The sequence below is a fragment of the Cryobacterium sp. CG_9.6 genome (genome assembly GCF_029893365.1).
In the GTDB taxonomy this organism is placed as follows: domain Bacteria; phylum Actinomycetota; class Actinomycetes; order Actinomycetales; family Microbacteriaceae; genus Cryobacterium.
On sequence record NZ_JARXUZ010000001.1, the window covers coordinates 2867497 to 2887748 of the forward strand.

17 protein-coding genes and 1 riboswitch are annotated in these 20252 nt (G+C 65.4%); of the genes, 4 read left to right on the forward strand and 13 right to left on the reverse strand.

Annotated features, from left to right (window positions below; all coding sequences use genetic code 11):
* Positions 1-222 precede the first annotated feature (222 nt).
* The gene (locus H4V99_RS13195) at positions 223-1893 is read left to right on the forward strand and encodes an AMP-binding protein (RefSeq protein WP_280679023.1); all 1671 of its coding nucleotides are present in this window, start codon (positions 223-225) and stop codon (positions 1891-1893) included.
* On the opposite strand, the gene H4V99_RS13200 is transcribed toward H4V99_RS13195, so the two are convergent.
* From H4V99_RS13200 to H4V99_RS13210, 3 genes are read right to left on the reverse strand one after another with little or no spacing between them, the layout of a single operon-like run.
* On the reverse strand, positions 1890-3182 hold the full coding sequence (locus H4V99_RS13200; RefSeq protein WP_280679025.1) for a DUF445 domain-containing protein: 1293 nt from the start codon (positions 3180-3182) through the stop codon (positions 1890-1892). The two genes, H4V99_RS13195 and H4V99_RS13200, sit on opposite strands and share 4 nt — an antisense overlap.
* A gap of 8 nt (positions 3183-3190) precedes the next feature.
* Positions 3191-4153: an aldose 1-epimerase family protein gene (locus H4V99_RS13205; protein WP_280679027.1), complete on the reverse strand. Its 963-nt coding sequence runs from the start codon at positions 4151-4153 to the stop codon at positions 3191-3193.
* A 9-nt stretch (positions 4154-4162) separates the two neighbouring features.
* Positions 4163-4981 carry a DeoR/GlpR family DNA-binding transcription regulator gene (locus H4V99_RS13210; RefSeq protein WP_280679029.1) on the reverse strand — a complete coding sequence of 273 codons (819 nt, stop codon included), beginning with the start codon at positions 4979-4981 and terminating at the stop codon, positions 4163-4165.
* An 84-nt stretch (positions 4982-5065) separates the two neighbouring features.
* On the opposite strand from H4V99_RS13210, the gene galT reads away from it, so the two are divergent.
* The 3 genes from galT to H4V99_RS13225 all read left to right on the forward strand — a co-directional run bounded on the left by galT (position 5066) and on the right by H4V99_RS13225 (position 8084).
* Positions 5066-6220, forward strand: coding sequence for a galactose-1-phosphate uridylyltransferase (galT, locus tag H4V99_RS13215; RefSeq protein ID WP_280679031.1), 1155 nt, complete (start codon positions 5066-5068; stop codon positions 6218-6220).
* 1 nt (position 6221) lies between these two features.
* Positions 6222-7388, forward strand: a complete 1167-nt coding sequence (gene galK, locus H4V99_RS13220; protein ID WP_280679033.1) for a galactokinase — start codon at positions 6222-6224, stop codon at positions 7386-7388.
* A gap of 156 nt (positions 7389-7544) precedes the next feature.
* Positions 7545-8084: a gamma carbonic anhydrase family protein gene (locus tag H4V99_RS13225; protein WP_280679036.1), complete on the forward strand. Its 540-nt coding sequence runs from the start codon at positions 7545-7547 to the stop codon at positions 8082-8084.
* Positions 8085-9460: 1376 nt separating this feature from the next.
* On the opposite strand, the gene H4V99_RS13230 is transcribed toward H4V99_RS13225, so the two are convergent.
* The 10 genes from H4V99_RS13230 to H4V99_RS13275 form a co-directional block, all read right to left on the reverse strand.
* A complete protein-coding gene (locus tag H4V99_RS13230; protein ID WP_280680123.1) occupies positions 9461-10345 on the reverse strand; it encodes a bifunctional methylenetetrahydrofolate dehydrogenase/methenyltetrahydrofolate cyclohydrolase in 885 nt (294 codons plus the stop codon).
* A gap of 125 nt (positions 10346-10470) precedes the next feature.
* Complete coding sequence (gene glyA / locus H4V99_RS13235) at positions 10471-11742, reverse strand: serine hydroxymethyltransferase (protein ID WP_280680125.1); 1272 nt, start codon at positions 11740-11742, stop codon at positions 10471-10473.
* Between the two features lie 48 nt (positions 11743-11790).
* Positions 11791-11879, reverse strand: a riboswitch (ZMP/ZTP riboswitch).
* Positions 11880-11916: 37 nt separating this feature from the next.
* Positions 11917-12300 (reverse strand): monovalent cation/H(+) antiporter subunit G, encoded by a 384-nt coding sequence (gene mnhG, locus H4V99_RS13240; protein WP_280679038.1) that lies wholly within the window; start codon positions 12298-12300, stop codon positions 11917-11919.
* Complete coding sequence (locus H4V99_RS13245; protein WP_280679040.1) at positions 12297-12563, reverse strand: monovalent cation/H+ antiporter complex subunit F; 267 nt, start codon at positions 12561-12563, stop codon at positions 12297-12299. The genes mnhG and H4V99_RS13245 overlap by 4 nt, the downstream gene beginning before the upstream one ends.
* Complete coding sequence (locus tag H4V99_RS13250) at positions 12560-13153, reverse strand: Na+/H+ antiporter subunit E (RefSeq protein ID WP_280679042.1); 594 nt, start codon at positions 13151-13153, stop codon at positions 12560-12562. Before H4V99_RS13250 ends, H4V99_RS13245 begins: the two co-directional genes overlap by 4 nt.
* A complete protein-coding gene (locus H4V99_RS13255) occupies positions 13150-14709 on the reverse strand; it encodes a Na+/H+ antiporter subunit D (protein ID WP_280679044.1) in 1560 nt (519 codons plus the stop codon). The genes H4V99_RS13250 and H4V99_RS13255 overlap by 4 nt, the downstream gene beginning before the upstream one ends.
* Entirely contained in the window at positions 14706-15209 is a 504-nt protein-coding gene (locus tag H4V99_RS13260) for an NADH-quinone oxidoreductase subunit K (protein WP_280679046.1), read from the reverse strand. The genes H4V99_RS13255 and H4V99_RS13260 overlap by 4 nt, the downstream gene beginning before the upstream one ends.
* A complete protein-coding gene (locus H4V99_RS13265; protein ID WP_280679048.1) occupies positions 15206-18187 on the reverse strand; it encodes a Na+/H+ antiporter subunit A in 2982 nt (993 codons plus the stop codon). The genes H4V99_RS13260 and H4V99_RS13265 overlap by 4 nt, the downstream gene beginning before the upstream one ends.
* 262 nt (positions 18188-18449) lie before the next feature.
* Positions 18450-18794, reverse strand: coding sequence for a zf-TFIIB domain-containing protein (locus H4V99_RS13270; RefSeq protein WP_280679050.1), 345 nt, complete (start codon positions 18792-18794; stop codon positions 18450-18452).
* 100 nt (positions 18795-18894) lie between these two features.
* Positions 18895-20169: an MFS transporter gene (locus H4V99_RS13275; protein ID WP_280679052.1), complete on the reverse strand. Its 1275-nt coding sequence runs from the start codon at positions 20167-20169 to the stop codon at positions 18895-18897.
* Between the last annotated feature and the right edge of the window lie 83 nt (positions 20170-20252).

Genomic DNA, 20252 nt, shown 5'->3' on the forward strand with positions numbered 1-20252 from the left:
TAGCGCGCGAAATCACTGGGGAATTCGGTTTATCTCGGTCGACCTCGGGCCACGGTGGTTTGTCTGGGTAATGTTCCCGCACGTTCTTTTAATCCTTGGGTCGTCGGTTCGAGCCCGACGGGGCCCACAAATGAAATATGCGCATGTGGCGCAGCAGAAGTTGGTACGGTGCACGTGTGGCGGCGGCACGGCTGTCCACGGTGATCAAGGGAGATCCCGCACATGCTGTCGTACTCGCAGACCCTGTCAAGCCAGCCACTTCTCGAATCGACCATCGGCGATCACTTTGAACAGACCGTGGCGCGGTTTCCGCATCGGGATGCCCTGATTGAGGTTGCCACCGACAGGCAGTGGACCTACACGGAGTTGAACGCCGCCGTCGATGAGTGCGCCCGTGGCCTCCTGGCATTGGGGCTGAAGCGCGGCGATCGGGTGGGGATCTGGTCACCCAACTGCGCCGAGTGGACAATCGTTCAGTATGCGACTGCCAAGATCGGCGCGATCCTGGTGAACGTGAACCCCGCCTTCCGCCTGACAGAGCTGGAATATGTCATTCGGCAGTGCGGCATGCGCATGCTCATCTCCGCACCGTCCGACAAAAACAGTGACTACCCGAGCATGGCCCGCGACGCACTCGCCAGCTGCAGCGAACTGCGGGAACTCGTTTTCCTGTCCGATGATGGCGGAGCCGGCCAGCCGGGCGAGTTCAGCTATGACGCAGTGGTGACCGCCGGACAGGCTATTTCACCACTCGACCTGCGAGACCGCATGGACGAGCTGAGTTCGAGTGACCCGATCAATCTGCAGTACACATCGGGAACGACCGGGTTTCCGAAGGGCGCCACACTCACCCACCGCAACATTCTGAACAACGGCTACTTTATTGGCGAGCTTCTCCAGTACACCGAAAAAGACCGGGTCGTCCTTCCGGTGCCGTTTTATCACTGCTTTGGAATGGTCATCGGTAACCTCAATGTGTATTCGCATGGGGCTGCCGCGATCATTCCGGGGCGCGGCTTCACGGCATCCGCTGCGCTGCAAGCGGTTCAGGATCACGGTGGAACCTCGCTGTATGGGGTCCCCACCATGTTCATGGCCGAGCTGGCACTGCCCGACTTTGCCGACTACGACCTGTCGACACTGCGCACGGGTGTGATGGCAGGATCAACCTGCCCGGTCGCCGTCATGACGCGTGTGATCAAGGAGATGAATATGGTGGATGTGGCCATCTGTTATGGGATGACCGAGACCTCGCCGGTGTCGACGATGACGCGCAGCGACGATACGGTTGCACGCCGCACCTCGACCGTGGGGCGCACGATGCCGCATCTGGAGAACAAGATTGTTAATCCCCTGACCGGCGACACCGTGGAGCGGGACGAAATCGGTGAGCTGTGCACCCGGGGGTACAGCGTGATCTCGGGCTACTGGAACGAGCCAGACAAGACCCGGGAAGCCATTGACGAGGAGAGTTGGATTCACACGGGTGACCTCGCCAGCATGGATGCCGAGGGGTACATCACCGTGGAAGGACGCATCAAGGACATGGTGATTCGCGGGGGCGAAAACATCTATCCCCGCGAGATTGAGGAATTCCTTTACCGCCACCCGTCAATCCACGACGTGCAGGTGATTGGTGTGCCCGACGAGAAGTACGGCGAGGAGCTGATGGCCTGCATCATCCTGAAGCCGGGCGTCGACACGGTAACCGCCGAAGACCTCGCCGCGTTCTGCCACGGGCGCCTGGCGCACTTCAAGGTGCCGCGGTACACCGACGTTCGAGAGGCGTTTCCGCTCACCGTATCGGGCAAGATTCGCAAGATCGACATGCGGAACGAAGCTATCGCCCGCTTCGCCAGCGCCAGCGTGGAATCCGAGCAGACGATCGTTTAGAACAGGCTGGAGACGCCCTGGGCCACGGCGTAAATGGTGAGACCGGCCAGCGAACCCACGATGGTGCCGTTGATGCGGATGAACTGGAGGTCCCTCCCCACCTGGAGCTCGATTTTGGCCGATGTCTCCGCCGAGTCCCAACGCTCCACCGTCTCGGTGATCACTCCGGCAATTTCGTGCCCGTAGTTCTGCACGAGCGTCGTCACCGAATCCACGAGCCACCGGTCGAGGCGAGCGCCCAGGGCAGTGTCCTGCTCCAACCGCGTGCCGAAGTCCGTCAGGGTGTCGCGGATGCCACGGCGCACCGCACTCTGCGGGTCGTCGAGAGCCGTAACGAACGATGCCTTCACGGACTCCCAGGTTTCCCCCGCGAACTCGCGCAGCCGCGGACTGTCGAGCAGCCCCGCTTTGAGAGATTCCACACGTTGAATCATGATGGGCTCGTGTTGCAGGTCGTCCATGACCTCACCGAGGTAGCGGTCAATCGCCTGTCGCACGGGATGCGTCGGCTGGGCGCGAACACCCTCCACGAAGGCAATCACCTCCCGGTAGGCCCTGTCGTCCACCAGTTTGTCGACAAATCCGGGCATCCAGCTGGGCAATCGGGCCGACACCGCTCGGCCGAAGGCCTCCGGGTGAGCACGCAGCCACCCGTCGGCACGGTCTAGAAGCAGGTCGACACCTGCATGCTGCTGACCGTTGGACACGAGACGCTCCCCCACCCGGCCGATGCTCGGGCCCCACTCCGGCGCCACGAGGTGTTCCCGTGCCAGCGACTCAATCAAACTCCTAATCGCGTCGTCATCCAGCAGCTCCACCACTCCGCGAGCGCCACTCGATAGTTCGGTGCTGAGACGCTCGGCGTTGTGGGGCACGGCCAGCCAGTGGCCCACACGGCGGGAAATTCCCACGGACTCCAGTTTGCCGCGCACCACAGACTCGGCGAGAAAATTAGCTTCCACAAACTCACCGAGGCTCGCACCAATCTCGTTCTTGCGCGTGGCGATGATGTTCGTGTGCGGAATGCGCAGCCCCAACGGATACCGAAACAGGGCCGTGACGGCGAACCAGTCGGCCAGGGCACCCACCATGCCGCCCTCGGCCGCCGCCCGCACGAAGGCGAGCCACGGGTATCGGTCCTGCAGGGCGAACGACACCGTGAAAATGACGGCCATTAGCACGAGCAGTCCGGCCGCGAGCCGCTTCATACCGGTGAGCGCACGGCCGCGTTCGGCGTCTTGGGGTGAGAGGGCCGCGGCATCCGCTGCCCGCGTGTGCGTGGTGGTCATCAACCGACTCAGGCCGTGAAACCCGAGTGACGGATGCCCCAGCGCACGGTGAACGTTTCCCCCGGCACGAGCCAGCGCAGGCCCGCACCGGAGTTGAAGGCATCGGCGGGTGCGGTCATCGGTTCGATGGCCACGGCCTGACCCGGAACGGGGGCGTCGCTGCCGTCGGTGTGGCTGCCGCTGCGGGTGGGGAAGATTCGCGGGGTGAACACCTGCACGTAGCGCATGCTCTCGTCGCCCCAGAGGGTGAGCGCGCGGCCGTCGGGGGCCGTAAGCGAGTGCTCACCGCGACCATCCGGACTGGGCACGGCACCGAAGCCGTCATCGAGATCCAGGTCACCGACTCGAACGCCCGTCCGCAGGTCGAACGGCGTAGCGTGCACGGGCGACTCCCCCACGGGATTCAGGCGATCATCCACGTCCAGATGAGTCTCGGCAGAGACGCGCAGCACGAGGTCTTCGGTAGGAACGTCACCGATCTTGAGGTAGGGGTGCGCACCGACCGCCACCGGGGCATCCGCTGCACCGGTGTTCTGCACCGTGTGCGTCACGTCAAGCCCGTCATCGACGAGGGCATAGGTGACCTCGGTCTGCAGCTGGAAGGGGTAACCGGACTGCGCAAAAACCGGGGCCCCGAGCGTGACCGACGAACTCGTGCGCGACACCAGACGATACGGAGCGAAACGCAGCAGGCCGTGGATCGCGTTGGACCGGGCGGGCTCTGTGAGGGCGAGCTGGTGACGCACACCATTTTGCGTCCAGACGCCGTCCCTGATGCGATTGGGCCAGGGCATGAGCACAATTCCCGCGCCCATCGGCGGCTGCACATCCGCCGGAAAGTGTTCCACCAGATCTATGCCGTTGAGGGCATACGAACGGATGCCGGCGGCAACCTCGGTGATGGTGGCCCGCGCCCGCCCGCCGGGGCCGTCGGCCATGAGTTCGAATTGGGTTCCTGTTGCTGCTCGCATACTCCTAGCCTATTCCGGCTGCAGCACCGTGAGGCCGGTCTCCCGAAGCTCGTGGAGCGCGGCCGGGTCTGCGGCAGCGTCGGTGATGAGGGTATCGAAGGCGCCGAGCTCTCCCACAAGGCCCAGATGTACCTGGCCGAGCTTAGATCCGTCAGCCACAACGATGGAGCGCTCGGCTGCGGCGAGCATGAGGGCCTTCACGCCAGCCTCGGGCAGGTTAATGTTCGTCACGCCGCGCTGCACATCCACCCCGTTACAGCCGATGAAGGCAAGATCCGCGTGCATTTGGCTGAGCACTGTTCCGGCGAGCGGCTCCACGAGCGAGTGTTGCAGCGGCCGCAGCGACCCGCCCGTGACGATCACCGTGAACCGGGGAATGGCCGGCTCCAGCTCCAAGGCGATGCTGAGTCCGTTGGTGATGACCACGACGTCGCGCAGGTCGACGCGCTCCCGCAGTGCTTTCGCGATGGCAAGGGTGGTCGTGCCCACGTCGAGAATCACGCTCTGGCCGTTCTGCACGAGCGCCGCGGCCAGTCGACCAATCTCGTGCTTGGGCACCACGGATGCCGCAAGCGCCTCCTCAAAAGAAAACTCACGCTCGGGCCGTCCCACCGCTCCGGCGCCCGCCGCGTGCGCTGGCACCGCGCCGCCGTGCACCCGCCGCGCCAACCCCGTGACCACGAGCGCGTCGAGGTCGGCTCGTGCCGTCACCCCGGACACAGCAAAAGCTGCCCGCAGTTCACTCACCCGCACGAAGCCGCGCTCCGCGAGCATCGTGACAATCTGCTCGCGGCGCCGGTGGGCGGGAATGGGCTCGCGAGTGGTCATGCACCTATCTTCACTCACTTGTCATTGCTTTTCAATACGAAACCACTGGTTTCGTTTGAGCAAATTTGATAACGTGGCAGGGCCATGACAAACCCCATACCCGCAACACCGTTCGTTGCCGACGAGACCATCGCCCGTCACCCGCATTCCCTCGCCGACGGCCGCGACCTGATCTACTTCGATGATCCCGACACCACCCTGTCGCCCGAGCGATCGATCGACACGCGCGCCCCGGAATCTCGCCCGCAGACCGCGCGCATGCGCCAGGACCCGCTCACCGGAGAGTGGGTCTCCATTGCCTCGAACCGACAGAACCGCGTGTTCCTTCCGCCGGCCCACCTCGACCCGCTCGCCCCCGCGACCCCCGAGAACCCCTCCGAAATTCCGAGCAACTATGACGTGGCGGTGTTCGAGAACAAGTCGCCCTCGTTCGGCCCTCTTCTGACGGATGCCGACGCTCCCGCTGGCCTTGACGACCTCGCCTCCATCGGGCTGGGTCGCAGCCGCACGTCCGTCGGCCGGTGTGAGGTGGTGTGTTTCAGCCCTGAAAATGAGGGGTCGTTCGCGAGCCTGTCGGTCACACGGGCGCGCACGGTGATCGAAGCCTGGGCAGAACGAACGTATGCACTTTCGAGCATGCCCGGCATTGAGCAGGTCTTCCCGTTTGAAAACCGCGGGGAGGCCATTGGCGTCACCCTGCGGCATCCGCACGGTCAGATTTATAGTTACCCCTATGTCACGCCCCGCACGCTGCGCGTGATCGACTCCCTCGAACGCTACGGACCCACGCTGTTCGCCGACATTTTGGCCAGCGAACAGGCCTCGGACCGCGTTATTTTGCAGGGCGAACACTGGACCGCCTTCGTTCCGTTCGCGGCGCGCTGGCCCATCGAGGTGCACATGCTCCCGAATCGCCAGCTCCCCGATTTCGCCGCCACCACGCTGGCGGAGCGAGACGAACTTGCGGTGTTGTACCGCCGACTGCTGCGCGGGATCGATGCCATTTACGACACCCCCACGCCCTATATCGCGGCCTGGCATCAGGCCCCGATTAGCACCCACCGAGACGAGATTCGCCTCATGCTGCAGGTGACCAGCCCGCGCCGCGCCGCGGACAAGCTCAAGTATCTGGCTGGCTCCGAAGCCGCCATGGGTGCGTGGATCGGCGACGTCACCCCCGAGAACGCCGCCCAGACCATCCGCGCCGCCATTGACCGCGCCGACGCTCTGGAGGCCTGACATGACCGATCTGCAGCAGGCCACGGCCGCCGGCTTTAAGAGTCGATTCGCGCACGCACCGGATGGTCTCTGGTCCGCTCCCGGCCGGGTGAACCTCATTGGCGAACACACCGACTACAACGACGGCTTCGTGTTTCCGTTCGCCATTGATCGGCGCACCGTTGTGGCACTGCGCCTCCGCAGCGACCGGCTCATTCGCGTGGCCAGCTCGTTTGCCGAGGACGCCGTTGAGCTCTCGCTTGATCACCTTGTGCCCGAGAACCTGCACGGCTGGTCGGCCTACCCGCTCGGTGTGGCGTGGGCGCTCGGCGAATTCGGTGCCGACCTCACCCACGTGCCGGGTTTTGAGGTCTTCATCGATTCCGACGTTCCGATCGGCGCGGGACTCTCCTCCTCGGCCGCCATTGAAAGCGCTGTCGCCGTGGCGCTCAACGAGGTGTGGGGCCTTGATCTCGACCGCCCCACGCTGGCCCGGGTGGGTCAGCTCGCCGAGAACCGTGCCGTCGGCGCTCCCACGGGCATCATGGACCAGTCCGCGTCGTTGCTCGGTGAAGCGGATGCCGCCGTGTTCCTCGATTGCCGCACCCTCGACGCCGAGATCATTCCACTGGGCTTTGACGCTGCCGGACTGGACCTGCTCATCATCGACACGAATGTGAGCCACGACCATGCCACCGGCGGGTACGCCGACCGCCGGGCCTCCTGCGAGGCGGGCGCCGCCGCGCTCGGTGTGGGCTCACTGCGCGATCTGTCGGAAGCAGATCTGCCGCGGGCCGCCACCCTTCTCGACGACGAGACCTTCCGCCGCGTGCGGCACATCGTCACCGAGAACCAGCGCGTGCTTGACACCGTGCGCACGCTGCGCGACCTCGGGCCCACCGCTATCGGTGCGCTACTCGACACCTCTCACGTGTCGATGCGGGACGACTTTGAGATCTCCGTGCCGCAGCTCGACCTCGCCGTGGTCACCTCCCGCGAAGCCGGAGCGATTGGGGCGCGGATGACCGGGGGCGGCTTTGGCGGGGCGGCCATCGCCCTCACGCCCCGCGAGCTGATCCCCGCGGTGCGGTCCGCCGTCTCCGAGGCCTTCGCCAGTGCTGGATATGTCGCTCCCGACATGTTCGTCGTTCGCGCCTCCGACGGGGCGAGGCGCGACACCGCCGCCTAACACCGTGGGCCCGCCGTGGCGCGACACCGGCGCTGGAGAACGTGGGCGCGCATGGGCAGAGCGCGACAGCGATACCTGAGAGCGCGGGCGTCCCGGAGGCTGCTCCGGCCCGAATCACCCGTTGCGCCGGGAGAACGCACCGATAGGCTGGCGCCTATGACTGCCGATCCCGCCGCACGCTTCATCACCCTTCCTCACGCGCCCGCACCCCGGGTGGCCGACACCGCCTTCGTAGCGCCCGGAGCCGTGCTCGTGGGCAATGTCACCCTCGAAGACAACGCGAGCGTTTGGTACAACGCGGTGTTGCGCGCTGAGTTGGAGCCCATCACCATCGGCGTGGGGTCAAACCTGCAGGACAACGTGTCCTGTCACGTGGACACCGGCTTTCCGCTGACCGTCGGTCGCAACGTGTCGGTCGGGCACGGCGCCGTGCTGCACGGTTGCACCCTGGAAGATGGTGTTCTGGTGGGTATGTCGGCCACGGTCCTGAACGGCGCCGTTATCGGTGCAGGCTCTCTGGTTGCCGGGGGCGCGGTGGTGCTGGAAGGCGCGATCATTCCGCCAGGGTCACTGGTGGCCGGTGTTCCGGCGAAGGTTCGTCGTGCTCTCAGCGACGAGGAGATTGCCGGCCTACTCCACAACGCCGAAAACTACCTGGAACACGTAGCTCTGCACCGCGCAGCCCTCGCCCTCTAGCCCGCCCTCGCGCGCCGCGCGGCGCTGCGATCCCCCCTCCCCTTCCGCTGGTCGAGCAGTGCCCGCCAGCCCCTTCCGCTGGTCGAGCCGTGCCCGCCAGCCCCTTCCTCTGGTCGAGCAGTGCCCGCCAGGGCGCGTGTCGAGACCCCGCGAGTCGACCTATGGGAGCGACCCGAGATCACCCATGGGTCTCGCTCGATTGTCGAGCTTGCCGAGACACAACCAACGGGACGGGGCCCGCACCCGAGATCGCCTCACGGGGTCTCGACAGGCTCGACCAGCGGGATGGGGGCGCACCCGAGGTTGAGGCATGACCACCCCCTTCCGCTGGTCGAGCAGTGCCCGCCAGGGCGCGTGTCGAGACCCCGCGAGTCGACCTATGGGAGCGACCCGAGATCACCCATGGGGTCTCGCTCGATTGTCGAGCCTGCCGAGACACAACCAACAAGATGGGCCCGCACCCGAGATCGCCTCACGGGGTCTCGACAGGCTCGACCAGCGGGACGGGGCGCGCACCCGAAATCGACTCACGAGGTCTCGACAGGCTCGACCAGCGGGATGGGGGCGCACCCGAGATTGGAACACGACCTCCCCTTTCGCTGGTCGAGCAGTGCCCGCCAGGGCGCGTGTCGAGACCCCGCGAGACAACCCATGGACGCGACCCAGAGATCGCCTCACGGGGTCTCGCTCGATTGTCGAGCCTGCCGAGACACGACCAACAAGATGGGCCCGCACCCGAGATCGCCTCACGGGGTCTCGACAGGCTCGACCAGCGGGATGGGCGCGAGCCGAGATTGGAACACGACCTCCCCCAATTTCGCTGGTCGAGCAGTGCCCGCCAGGGCGCGTGTCGAGACCCCGCGAGACAACCCATGGACGCGACCCAGAGATCGCCTCACGGGGTCTCGCTCGATTGTCGAGCCTGCCGAGACACGACCAACAAGATGGGCCCGCACCCGAGATCACCTCACGAGGTCTCGACAGGCTCGACCAGCGAGATGGGACGCACCCGAGGTTAGGGCACGACCATCCCCCTTCCGCTGGTCGAGCAGTGCCCGCCAGGGCGCGTGTCGAGACCCCGCGAGACAACCTATGGGAGCCACCCGAGATCGCCCATGGGGTCTCGCTCGGTTGTCGAGCCTGCAGAGACACGACCAGCGAGGGGGGCGGACCCGAGATCGACCCACGAGGTCTCGACAGGCTCGACCAGCGGGATGGGGCGACGACAGATCGGCTCGCGGGGTCTCGACAGGCTCGACCAGCGGGAAGGGGCACGACCAGCGAGTGAGGGGCGCGACCAGCGGGAAGGGGCACGACCAGCGAGTGAGGGGCGCGACCAGCGGGCGGGAGCGACCAGCGGGACGGGCGCCCGGGGGCTACGGGAGCAGGGACTCCTCGGCGGCCTTGACCACGTTGCTGAGGAGCATGGCACGCGTCATCGGACCCACACCGCGCGGGTTCGGCGACAGGTGCCCGGCCACGTTCGCCACGTCGGGGTGCACGTCTCCGGTGAGACGCCCCTTGCCGGTGACCTCGTCCTGCACGCGGGTGATTCCCACATCGAGCACGGCTGCGCCGGGCTTGATCCAGTCGGCCTGAATCAGGTGCGGCACGCCCACGGCGGCCACCACGATGTCTGCGCGGCGAACCTCGCCGGCCAGGTCAACGGTGCGGGAGTGCGTGAGCGTCACGGTGGCGTCAAGTCCCTTGCGGGTGAAGAGCAGGCCGAGCGGCCGCCCCACTGTGAGACCGCGTCCCACGACAACAACCTTCTTACCCACGATCGGCACGTCATAGCGACGCAGGAGCTCCACGATTCCGGCCGGGGTGCACGGAAGTGGGGACCGCAGCGTGCCCTCGATGCCGAGCACGAGACGTCCGAGGTTAGTGGGATGCAGCCCGTCGGCATCCTTGGCAGGGTCGATCAGTTCGAGCATGGCGTTCTCGTTGTGCCCCACGGGCAGCGGCAACTGAATGATGTACCCGGTGACCTCGCGGCTCGCGTTGAGGTCCTTGATCGCCGCGCGCACATCCGCTGATGTCGCCGAACCGGGCAGGTCGATGCGCAACGACTCGATGCCCACCTCGGCACAGTCGCGATGCTTGCCCGCCACGTACGTCTCCGAGCCGGGGTCGTTGCCCACCAGCAGGGTGGCGAGCCCCGGAACAACGCCGTGTGAGCGCAGCACGGCGATGCGTTCCACAAGCTCGGACTTAATCTGCGACGCGGTTTTAACCCCGTCAAGAGTGATGGCGACCATCTTGGTTCCTCTGTTCACGTGCATTTTGTGTCGCTACGGACACGACGAAGATCTTGGCTTCACCGTGGCAAACGGATGCCGTCAGACCAGGTACACCAAAATCTCCGTCGTTCTCTACAGCGGTCTTACTGCTGCAGGCCGGAGTACAGCGGGAACGCCTCCGTGAGTACGCGAACGCGTGCACGCAGGCTGGCGGTGTCGGCGCCGGGCTTGAGTGCCTCGGCAATGATGTCGGCAACCTCGGTGAACTCCACGTCGTCAAAGCCACGGGTGGCCAGAGCGGGAGTGCCGATGCGCAGTCCGCTGGTAACCATGGGCGGACGTGGGTCGAACGGAACCGAGTTACGGTTCACGGTGATGCCCACCTCGTGCAGCGCGTCTTCGGCCTGCTGGCCGTTGATCTCCGACTTGCGCAGGTCGGCCAGTACGAGGTGCACATCGGTGCCACCGGTGAGCACGTCGATGCCGTCGGCGCGGGTGTCATCGGCCATCAGGCGAGCCGCGAGGATGCTGGCTCCACGCAAGGTGCGCTCCTGGCGCTCCTTGAACTCGGGCTCGGCGGCCAGCTTGAACGCGGTGGCCTTTCCGGCGATCACGTGCATGAGCGGTCCGCCCTGTTGGCCGGGGAACACGTTGGAGTTGAGCTTCTTCGCCAGCGCCATGTCGCGCGACAGGATGAGGCCCGAACGCGGACCGGCAAGGGTCTTGTGGACGGTCGTCGACACCACGTCGGCGAACGGAATGGGTGAGGGGTGCACGCCAGCGGCAACGAGACCAGCGAAGTGCGCCATGTCGACCCAGAGCAGTGCGCCGACCTCGTCGGCGATGGCGCGGAAGGCGGCAAAGTCAAGGTGGCGGGGGTACGCAGACCAGCCGGCGATGATCACCTTGGGCTTGTGTACGATGGCGGCGTCGCGCACCGAGTCCATGTCAATGAGGAACGTGTCCTTGTCAACGCCGTAGGCAACCGGGTTGTACAGCTTGCCCGAGAAGTTGAGCTTCATGCCGTGAGTGAGGTGTCCACCATGCGCGAGTTCGAGTCCGAGGATGGTGTCGCCCGGCGTGACGATGGCCGAAAGTACGGCGGCGTTCGCGGTGGCACCGGAGTGCGGCTGAACGTTGGCGTAGGCAGCTCCGAAGAGGCTCTTGGCACGATCGATCGCCAGCTGCTCCGCAACGTCGACGTACTCGCAGCCGCCGTAGTAGCGGCGTCCCGGGTAACCCTCGGCGTACTTGTTGGTGAGAACAGATCCCTGCGACTGCAGAATGGACCGGGGAACGAAGTTCTCGCTCGCGATCATCTCAAGGTAGTCGCGCTGGCGGCCGAGCTCCTGCTCGAGTACGGCAGCAATCTCCGGGTCAACGACCTCAAGCGGTGCGTTGAAAGTGGACGTCATCACGGCGGAAGAAGCGGAATCAGGCACGGAGTTCTCCTTAATCAGTGGATGGGTGGCCCAGGCGTGCGGCCACTAACCGTGTCAGTCGCTCCCCGATGGTGACCCATCTTCGTGCTACGCCAGTTGCGACAAGGTGAGCATATCAGCACCGGGCGGGAATCGGATGGGTGTCACTCAGACTGGTGGCGTGTGGGGCCCGGCGCTTCGCTCGGGGGTGTCCCGGGTACCCCGGTAGGCCAGCTCGTCCACAATAAGCAGATCGGGATGAAGGTGCGCGGTGCCATAGGCCGCTCGGGCCACGAGGTGGGCAGCCATGGGCGCCGTCAACGCCTGGAAGGCAACAATGGCCACGATCAGCGTGACCGTACCCACCGTGAAGTTGTTGACGGCGACATCGGCTGTGATCGCCATGAGACCAAAGATCTGCGGCTTCGTCGCTGCGTGAATGCGACTGAACACGTCGGGGAAGCGCAGGAGTCCAACCCCGGCCGCGAAGCACATCAGCGCGCCGGCGAGCACCAGAACAGCCGTGAGAACGTCGTGCAGCGTGTCGCTCATGCGCTGTCCCTCGCTGGGAGAAACCGGGCCACGCTGAGGGAGCCGAGGACAGCAAAGAGTGCCAGCACGAGGAGAACCGGCAGGTTGTCGGTGTGTCTATTGAGTGCCATCTCGGCTCCGAGCGCACAGATAACCGTAGCCACGAGCACGTCGGAGGCGATCACGCGGTCAAGAACCGACGGGCCGCGCACGATGCGATACACCGAGAACAGACCGCTGAGCGCAAACAATATTCCGGCGATGATCGCCACAATTGCCATCATGAGGCGGGTCCTTTCGGTGTGGTGGAGGCATCCGCTGTGGGCGGCACAATACCGCGCAACCGCTCCACGTCTTGCCGCGACCCCACCGCGCGAATGATGCGCCGTTCGGTGTCGAGCACGCTCCGCCGGAACCGTTCCAGGTCACCGGCGCTGCGGATGTTGAGCACGTGGAGGTAGAGGGTGGAGTGCTCCCGGTCAATCTCCACCACGATTGACCCCGGCACAATCGAGGTGGCCACCGCAGTCCAGGTGAGGATGAGGTCGCTCCGGGTGCGCAGGTGCACGGCCACAATGGCGTTACTCGTGACGAGTCGTGGCGAGAGCGCCAGCGCGGCCACGCTCACGGATGCCCGCACAATGTCCACGATCAACCGCACGAAGAACGACAGGATGAACCAGACATTGGCCCGGTCGCTCAGCTGCACCGGAACGAGATAGAACGCAACGCTCACCAGAATGGCGAAGCCGATGCCGGTGACGAAGTTGAGCCACGAGGCGGATCCCCACAGCAGCATCCACAGCACGGCCAGCCCGCCGATGGGCGGCAGCTGGTTGGCGACGCTGACCAGGCGCTCTTTACCGGTTGTCATGGTGTGCCGTTCGGAAAGACGGCGTCAATGTAGGTGGACGGGTCGGTGATGTTCGCGGCCGCGCGAATACTCAGGTCGAAGATCGGTCCGGCGAAGACGGTGAGGCTGAGGGTGAGCAGAAGCATGGTCGTGGTCGTGCCGACCATGAGGGGTGACACGGTTTTTTTGAGCACGATCCCCTCGTCTTCCGGGTCTTCCTGAAGGGCTGCCAGGGTGGCCGAATCGTAGTTGCGCACGTCTTTCTTGGGTCGCCAAAAAGCCATGTTCCAGGTTCGCGTAAGGGCGTAGAGGGTGAGTAGCGACGTGGCCGCACCGGCGGCGATGAGCACCCAGATGAGCGGATCACCCTCACGGGCGCCAGCCTGGAATAGTGCCACCTTGCCGAGGAACCCGGAGAAGGGCGGGATTCCCCCCAGGTTCAGCGCACCCAGGAAAAACAGGATGGCCACGAACGGTGAGGCCTTCAACAGCCCGCCGAGCCGAGAAAGCGAGGTGGTGCCACCGACCCGCTCAATCAGGCCGGCACAGAGAAACAGCGTGGTCTGCACGGTGATGTGATGCACCACGTAGAAGATGGTCGCGGCGATGGCCAGCGGCGTGCCGATCGCAATACCGAAGAGCATGTACCCAATATGGCTCACCAGCGTGAACGAGAGTAGACGCTTGATGTCGGCCTGGGCGAGCGCGCCCAGAATTCCCACCAGCATGGTGAGCCCAGCCACCACCATGAGGGGTACTGAGAATTGGTGATCAGGAAAGAGCAGCGTCTGGGTGCGCAGAATGGCGTAGACACCCACCTTGGTGAGCAGCCCGGCGAAGACCGCCGTGACGGGAGCCGGGGCCGTGGGGTACGAGTCGGGAAGCCAGAACGAGAGCGGAAAAACGGCTGCCTTCACGCTGAATGCCAGTAACAGCAGCAGACCCAGGATGAGCTGCACATCCCCCGGCAGGTTGGGCAGCCTCTCGGCGACGAGCGCGAGTGTCACCGTGCCGGTGGCACCGTAAATCAGAGCGATCGCGCTCAGGAACAGCAGCGACGACATGAGGCTCACCACAATGTAGGTGATACCCACGCGGATGCGCGCTCCCGTGCCCCCGAGGGTCAGCAAGACGTAACTTGCCGAGAGCAACATCTCGAATCCCACATACATGTTGAACAGGTCGCCGGCAATAAACGCGTTGAAGAGGCCGGCCGACAACACGAGGTAGGTGGGGTGGAAGATGGAAACGGGAGCCTCCGCGTTTCCGTCGAGCAGTCCCTGCCCCACGGCGAAGAGCAGCACGCCGAGCAGCATGAGGGCCGAGACGATCAGCATGATGGCGCTCAGCCGGTCGACCACCAGAACGATGCCCCAGGGTGCCTGCCAGTCGCCCACATGCACCACGGCCGGGCCGACGCTGTCGACCTGCACAAGGAGAACGGCGCTGATCACGGCGACCGCGGTGAGCGAGACGACGCTCACCAGAATCTGCGGGCGGCGCCGCTTGCCAAGAACAAGAGCAAGAGCAGCCCCGAGCAGCGGCAACGTGACGATCAGCGGTACGAGCACGTTCATCGGACGTCCCCCTGGGAATCGGATGCCTCGGCGGAGGAGACGCGCGCGCCGGAGTCATCGGTACCGCGTTCGAGTTCGTCGAGCGAGTCCTGCACGGCATCCTCGTCCTCGGAAGCCGACAGAAGAGCCGCCTCGCGCTCATCAGCGGTTCCGTCGCCGTGCTCGTCGCCCACATTGTCACCCTCGTCGCCGAGACGAGCCAGCCACCACGATCGGTAGATGAGGGCGAGGAGCAAGGCGGTGATCCCAAAGTTGATGACGATGGCCGTGAGCATGAGCACCTGCGGAACCGGGTCGACCATCGACTCGTCGGCGCTCGTTCCGGTGACAATCGGCGAGCTGCCCGGCCGGCCACTCATGATGAAAATGAGCAGGTTGGTGGCGTTACCCACCAGCAGAAATCCGATCAGCACCCGGGTGAGGCTGCGCTCGAGCATCACGTACACGCCGCAGGCGTACATCACGGCCATCAGCACCACGAGGGTGAGGGACGCGCTCACGGTCGGCCTCCCTCGGTGGACGCGGGGGCGGCATCCGCTGGCAACAACGTGTCAACGAGAATCGAGCCGGCAATGGCTGACTCTGGCTGCGACCCACGCTCATCGGCCTCGCTTTGCCGGTCGATCTCGCTGCCGAGACTGCGCAGAATGTCGTAGACGAGCCCAATCACCACGAGGTACACCCCAATGTCGAAGAGTGTGGATGTTCCAAACGACAGGGAGCCCAGCACCGGCACCTCGGCGGTGACGTAGGCCGATTCAAGCGGAATGCCACCGAAGAAGAGCGAGACGATGCTCATACCCACGGCGAGGATGATGCCCAGACCCAGGATCTTGCCCGGGTCGATCGGGGCGGCTTCACCCAGTTCGTAGCGCCCACCCGCGAGGTAGCGCATCACGAGCGCGAGGCCCGCAATGAGGCCCCCGGCGAATCCGCCGCCGGGCTCGTTGTGGCCGGCGAAGAGCAGGTAAAGGGAGACGATGATCGCGGGATGGAAGAGCAGCCGCACGAGAACCTCAATGAGGATGGAGCGGTGCTGCGCGGGAATCTTGCGCCCGGCGAGCAGGAAGGCTTGACGGGTGACAGCGTGGCCCTCGCTGGAGACCGCCGGGTCCGCGATGACGCGGCGACGATTGCGGCCAAGGCGCAGCTGGCGGGAATCCTTGACGCGAGGCACGACGGCGTTCCGCCCGGAGACGAAGAGCAGGCTCGCCACACCGGTGGCAACCACAATGAGCACGGCAAGTTCGCCCATGGTGTCCCAGGCGCGGATGTCCACGAGCATCACGTTCACGATGTTCTTGCCGTGGCCTTCCACAACGGCAAGGCGCGGCAACTCGGTGGCGATGCTCGGGTCCTGACGTGCGCCGAGGGCGATCACCCCGATGGTGCCCATGACGATACCCACGAGGCCACCGATGAGGGCGCGGCGTTTGCGGTTTTTCGATCGATTGTGCTGACCGATCGTGGTGGGAAGTCGGCGCAGCACGAGCACGAAGACCACGAGCGTGATCGTTTCCACCAGGGCCTGGGTGAGCGCAAGGTCCGGGGCGCCGTGGAAGGCGAACAGGGTCACGAGACCAAAGCCGGTGACACCCGCCAACAGCACCGCCGTTATCCGCTGCCCCACGCGTGCAGCCATCACGGCGGCAATCCCCATGATGAGCGCGATGAAAACCTGCCCCGGGTAGTCCCAGAGCACAATGTTTTCGGGCCAACTGCGGTTGATGGCGGCGGCGAAACCGAGGGCCAGCACGAAAACGGTGAGAATGGTGCCGAGGTATTGCGGCAGGCCGCCACGCTGCCCGAAGTGGGTGAGGCGGGCTGCGATGCGGTCGACGGCACGCACGGTAAGTCCGTAACCGAGACCGGCGTCGATCCATGGCGGCACGGTGGCCTGCAGCTTGGCCACCCGCCGGCGCCAGCGAAAGAGCAGCGCTCCCAGGATGATCACGAAAGCGCTGAGGAACAGAGCGGGCTCGAACCCGTGCCACAGAGCGAGGTAGTACGGGTCTCTCGCTGTGCCATCGCCCGGAACGGTGTCGGCATACGGTGCGAGCAGCGGATCGAGCGCCGAGGCGAAGAGTCCGAACGCCACGGTGCCCACGGTGAGAACCGCCGGCGCCAGCAGCGTGTCCCACGGGCTCGCCTTCAGCGTGGTGGTGGGCACGGCCGGGCGGGTGGCGAACGCACCCCAGAAGAAGCGGATGCTGTAGGCCACCGTGAGCACGGACCCGATTGCCGTTCCCACCAGGGCGATCCAGCCCCAGGGGTTGCCGCTCGCCCCCGCGTCGATGAGCGAGGTGAACACCGCTTCCTTCGCCACGAAGCCGAAGAGCGGGGGGATACCGGCCATGGACGCCACCGCAATGAGCGCAATCACGGCGAGCGCGGGACTCTGCCGGCCCACGCCGGAGAGCCCGCGCCAGTCTCGGGTGCCGGCCCGATGGTCGATGACACCGACCACAAGAAACAGCGTCGCCTTGTAGAGCGCGTGGGCCAGCAGCAGTGCGGCACCGGCGAGCGCCGTGTCGCGGGTGTTGAAGCCCACCGCGATCATCAGAAATCCGAGCTGACTCACCGTGCCGTAGGCGAGCAGCAGCTTGAGGTCGTACTGGCGCAGCGAGCGCCAGGCACCCACGAGCATGGTCCACACGCCCAGAGTCACGAGCACGGGCAGCCAGCCCTCGCTGTCGGCGTAGCCGGGAGCGAGTCGGGCGACAATGTAGATTCCGGCCTTCACCATGGCGGCAGCGTGCAGGTACGCGCTCACCGGGGTGGGCGCCGCCATGGCCGCGGGGAGCCAGAAGTGGAAGGGCACCAGGGCGGACTTGGACAGCGCCCCCACCAGAATCAGGAGCACACCCCAGGTGCCGAGCGGCCCGGTGACCGGGTCGGCAACGATGACCGCGAGCGAGGTGGTTCCGGCACCCACCGAGATCATGATGACACCCACGAGCATCACGAGCCCGCCGAATGTGGTCACAAGGAGCGCCTGCAGCGCTGCACCACGACTCTCGCGCTTGCTCGTGTAGTGGCCGATCAGCAGGTAGGAGAGCACACTCGTGATCTCCCAGAACATGAACATCACAATGAGGTCGTCGGCCGTGACGAGCCCATACATGGTGCCCGCGAACGCAAGGAGCAGGGCGGCGAAGCGGCCGAGGCCCGGCTCCTCCGGGGTGAAGTACCGCGCGCAGTAGATGAGCACGAGGGCACCGATGCCCGTGACGACCAGGGCGAGGAGCCACGCCAGAGTGTCCACGCGAAAGGAGAGGCTGATGCCGAGGGCGGGAATCCAGGGGATGTTTTGGGTGACGGCGCCACCGGCGGTGACCGTGGCCGTCTGCGTGAGCGTGTACGCGAAGGCACCGGCCGGCAGCAGCGCGATCAGGTAGAACACTCGGGTACCGAGACGGCGAGTGAGCCAGGGAGTCAGCACTGACAGAACACTGAATGCGAGCAGGAAAGTCGCCACGCGGCCTCCAGTCTCATCATGCGGGGGCTGAGGGTCTCAGTCTAACAGTCCGTAGGGGTGTACCCTCCGGTTGGCAGCGGCCGGAGCAGATGCCTGCGGACGCCGCCACCCGGAGGCTCGCGCGTTCCGAAATCGCCTCGGCGCGCCTCGAAGCGGTGACCGCTACGGTAACGGGCGTAGCGGCCACCGAAACGGGGCGCCGCGGCGGCATCCGCTCTCGAGATGCGACCGGTGTCGGTCAGGATGCCCGCGCGCTGCGGACTCAGTCGAAGAGGGCTCCGAGCCAGCTTTCCCGCTTCTTGCCGCGGCCGTCGTAGCGACGGTCGTCGTCACGATCGCCGTAGCCGCGATTGCGATCGTCGTCGCGGTTGCCATACTGCGGTGCACGTGAGCGCGGGTCCTGATACTGCTGCGGCGGCGTGTTCGTGACAACGGGTGCGGCCGGTGCGGCGGGCGTCGAGGCAGAGAATTCTGCCTCGGCCCGAGTGATGATCTTGTCGAGCTCTCCGCGATCAAGCCAAATGCCGCGGCATTCCGGGCAGTAGTCAATTTCAACGCCGCCGCGTTCGCTCATGACGAGGGTTGCTGAGTCGGTGGGGCACTTCATAATGTGTCTCTCCTTGGGTGGCTGAGTAGCCGACATTACCGGTGAATTATGCGACTTTCATGCGAAGGAAAGAGCCGCCACACCGAGCGCGCCAGCAGGGTCAGGCGCGGCGGCGGGACAGGCGGTCGGTGACGATCACGAGGAGAAGAGCCAGCGCGAGCAGGCCCAGGTAAATCCACGGGATGGAGTTCATGCCCACGGTCTCCAGCAGCAGCGCGCCAAGGAGAGCTCCGCCACCGATTCCGGCATTGAACGCGGTGGTGTAAAAAGCACTCGCGGTGTCGCGGATGCGCGCGGACGCGGTGTGCAGCATCCGCGTCTGAAGCAGCGGAGGCAACGTGCCGAACGCGAGGCCCCACAGCATGAACGCGCCGATGGCAACCGGCAGAGTCACGACGCTGCCGGGTAGCAGCGTAACGGCGAGCACCGTCACCGAGACGGCACTCGTGGTCAGTCCCACCAGAAGGCCCAGCTGCGGACGGGGGCCGAAGACGGTTCCCACGAGCAGCAGACCCACAGCCCCCGCGATGCCGAACGCGAAGAGCAGAGCGGGGACATCGGCTACGGTCACGCCGAGCCCCCCGATGAGGAACGGTGTGACATAGGTATAGAACGTGTAGTGCCCCACCATGGTGAGGGCGGTGATGGCACAGATGAGGGCGACGGCGGCCGTCGTGGGATCGCGACCCTTCTTCACGGCAGAGGATGCCGCGGCTCCCTTCGGAACGCGCGGGTGGCGGCCGGCGTGGTGCGTCACCCGCGGCACGAAGCGCCACACCAAAACCGCGCCCACGAGCATGAGAGCCGCCAAAAGGAGGAACGTGGGACGCCAGCCGATAAGCAGGCCCGCCATGGTGGCCACCGGAACACCAAAGATGAACGCCAGCGTTCCGCCCGCAACCGTGATGGAGACGGCTCGACCGATCTGCTCCTTGGGAACAAGGTGCCCGGCATAGGCCCCCACCACGGACCAGAAGATTCCGTGCGCCATCCCGCCCAGCACACGAGAAGCAATCACAAATTCGTAGGTTGGCGCGATTGCGGTGAGCACGTTGCTGATGGCAAAGATCACGAGAACGGCCACAACGAGGGTGTGCCGAGAGATGCGGCGGGTGAGGTGCGCCAGGCTCGTGCTGGTGAGCACCACCGTGAAGGCAAACCAGCTCACGAGCAGGCCGATCTGCGACTGTTCGACTCCGAGTGAGGCGCTCATCCCGGGAAGCAGCCCCACGGGCATCATCTCCGAGGTGATCGACAGGAACACTGCGGCGCCGAGAACGATGAGCCCGACCCAGGGGAACGGTTGGCTCAGGGGAATCACGCCGGTGGGCGGATCTTCGGCACGTTGGATGGGAATGGGCGCGGTAAGTGACATGAGTCTGCAATCGACAAGCGGCGGAACTACCGGTCATGGGCGGGGAAACCGCGGTGAAGAGATGAGCATGACAGAGCAGAACG

Excerpts from the sequence above, each read along its gene's own strand:
- H4V99_RS13250 (WP_280679042.1), bottom strand. The coding sequence starts at position 13,153 with ATGACAACCGGTAAAGAGCGCCTGGTCAGCGTCGCCAACCAGCTGCCG.
- H4V99_RS13195 (WP_280679023.1), top strand. The coding sequence starts at position 223 with ATGCTGTCGTACTCGCAGACCCTGTCAAGCCAGCCACTTCTCGAATCG.
- H4V99_RS13205 (WP_280679027.1), bottom strand. The coding sequence starts at position 4,153 with ATGCGAGCAGCAACAGGAACCCAATTCGAACTCATGGCCGACGGCCCC.
- galT (WP_280679031.1), top strand. The coding sequence starts at position 5,066 with ATGACAAACCCCATACCCGCAACACCGTTCGTTGCCGACGAGACCATC.
- H4V99_RS13245 (WP_280679040.1), bottom strand. The coding sequence starts at position 12,563 with ATGATGGCAATTGTGGCGATCATCGCCGGAATATTGTTTGCGCTCAGC.
- galK (WP_280679033.1), top strand. The coding sequence starts at position 6,222 with ATGACCGATCTGCAGCAGGCCACGGCCGCCGGCTTTAAGAGTCGATTC.
- H4V99_RS13230 (WP_280680123.1), bottom strand. The coding sequence starts at position 10,345 with ATGGTCGCCATCACTCTTGACGGGGTTAAAACCGCGTCGCAGATTAAG.
- H4V99_RS13210 (WP_280679029.1), bottom strand. The coding sequence starts at position 4,981 with ATGACCACTCGCGAGCCCATTCCCGCCCACCGGCGCCGCGAGCAGATT.
- H4V99_RS13225 (WP_280679036.1), top strand. The coding sequence starts at position 7,545 with ATGACTGCCGATCCCGCCGCACGCTTCATCACCCTTCCTCACGCGCCC.
- mnhG (WP_280679038.1), bottom strand. The coding sequence starts at position 12,300 with ATGAGCGACACGCTGCACGACGTTCTCACGGCTGTTCTGGTGCTCGCC.
- H4V99_RS13275 (WP_280679052.1), bottom strand. The coding sequence starts at position 20,169 with ATGTCACTTACCGCGCCCATTCCCATCCAACGTGCCGAAGATCCGCCC.
- H4V99_RS13270 (WP_280679050.1), bottom strand. The coding sequence starts at position 18,794 with ATGAAGTGCCCCACCGACTCAGCAACCCTCGTCATGAGCGAACGCGGC.
- H4V99_RS13200 (WP_280679025.1), bottom strand. The coding sequence starts at position 3,182 with ATGACCACCACGCACACGCGGGCAGCGGATGCCGCGGCCCTCTCACCC.
- glyA (WP_280680125.1), bottom strand. The coding sequence starts at position 11,742 with ATGACGTCCACTTTCAACGCACCGCTTGAGGTCGTTGACCCGGAGATT.
- H4V99_RS13255 (WP_280679044.1), bottom strand. The coding sequence starts at position 14,709 with ATGAACGTGCTCGTACCGCTGATCGTCACGTTGCCGCTGCTCGGGGCT.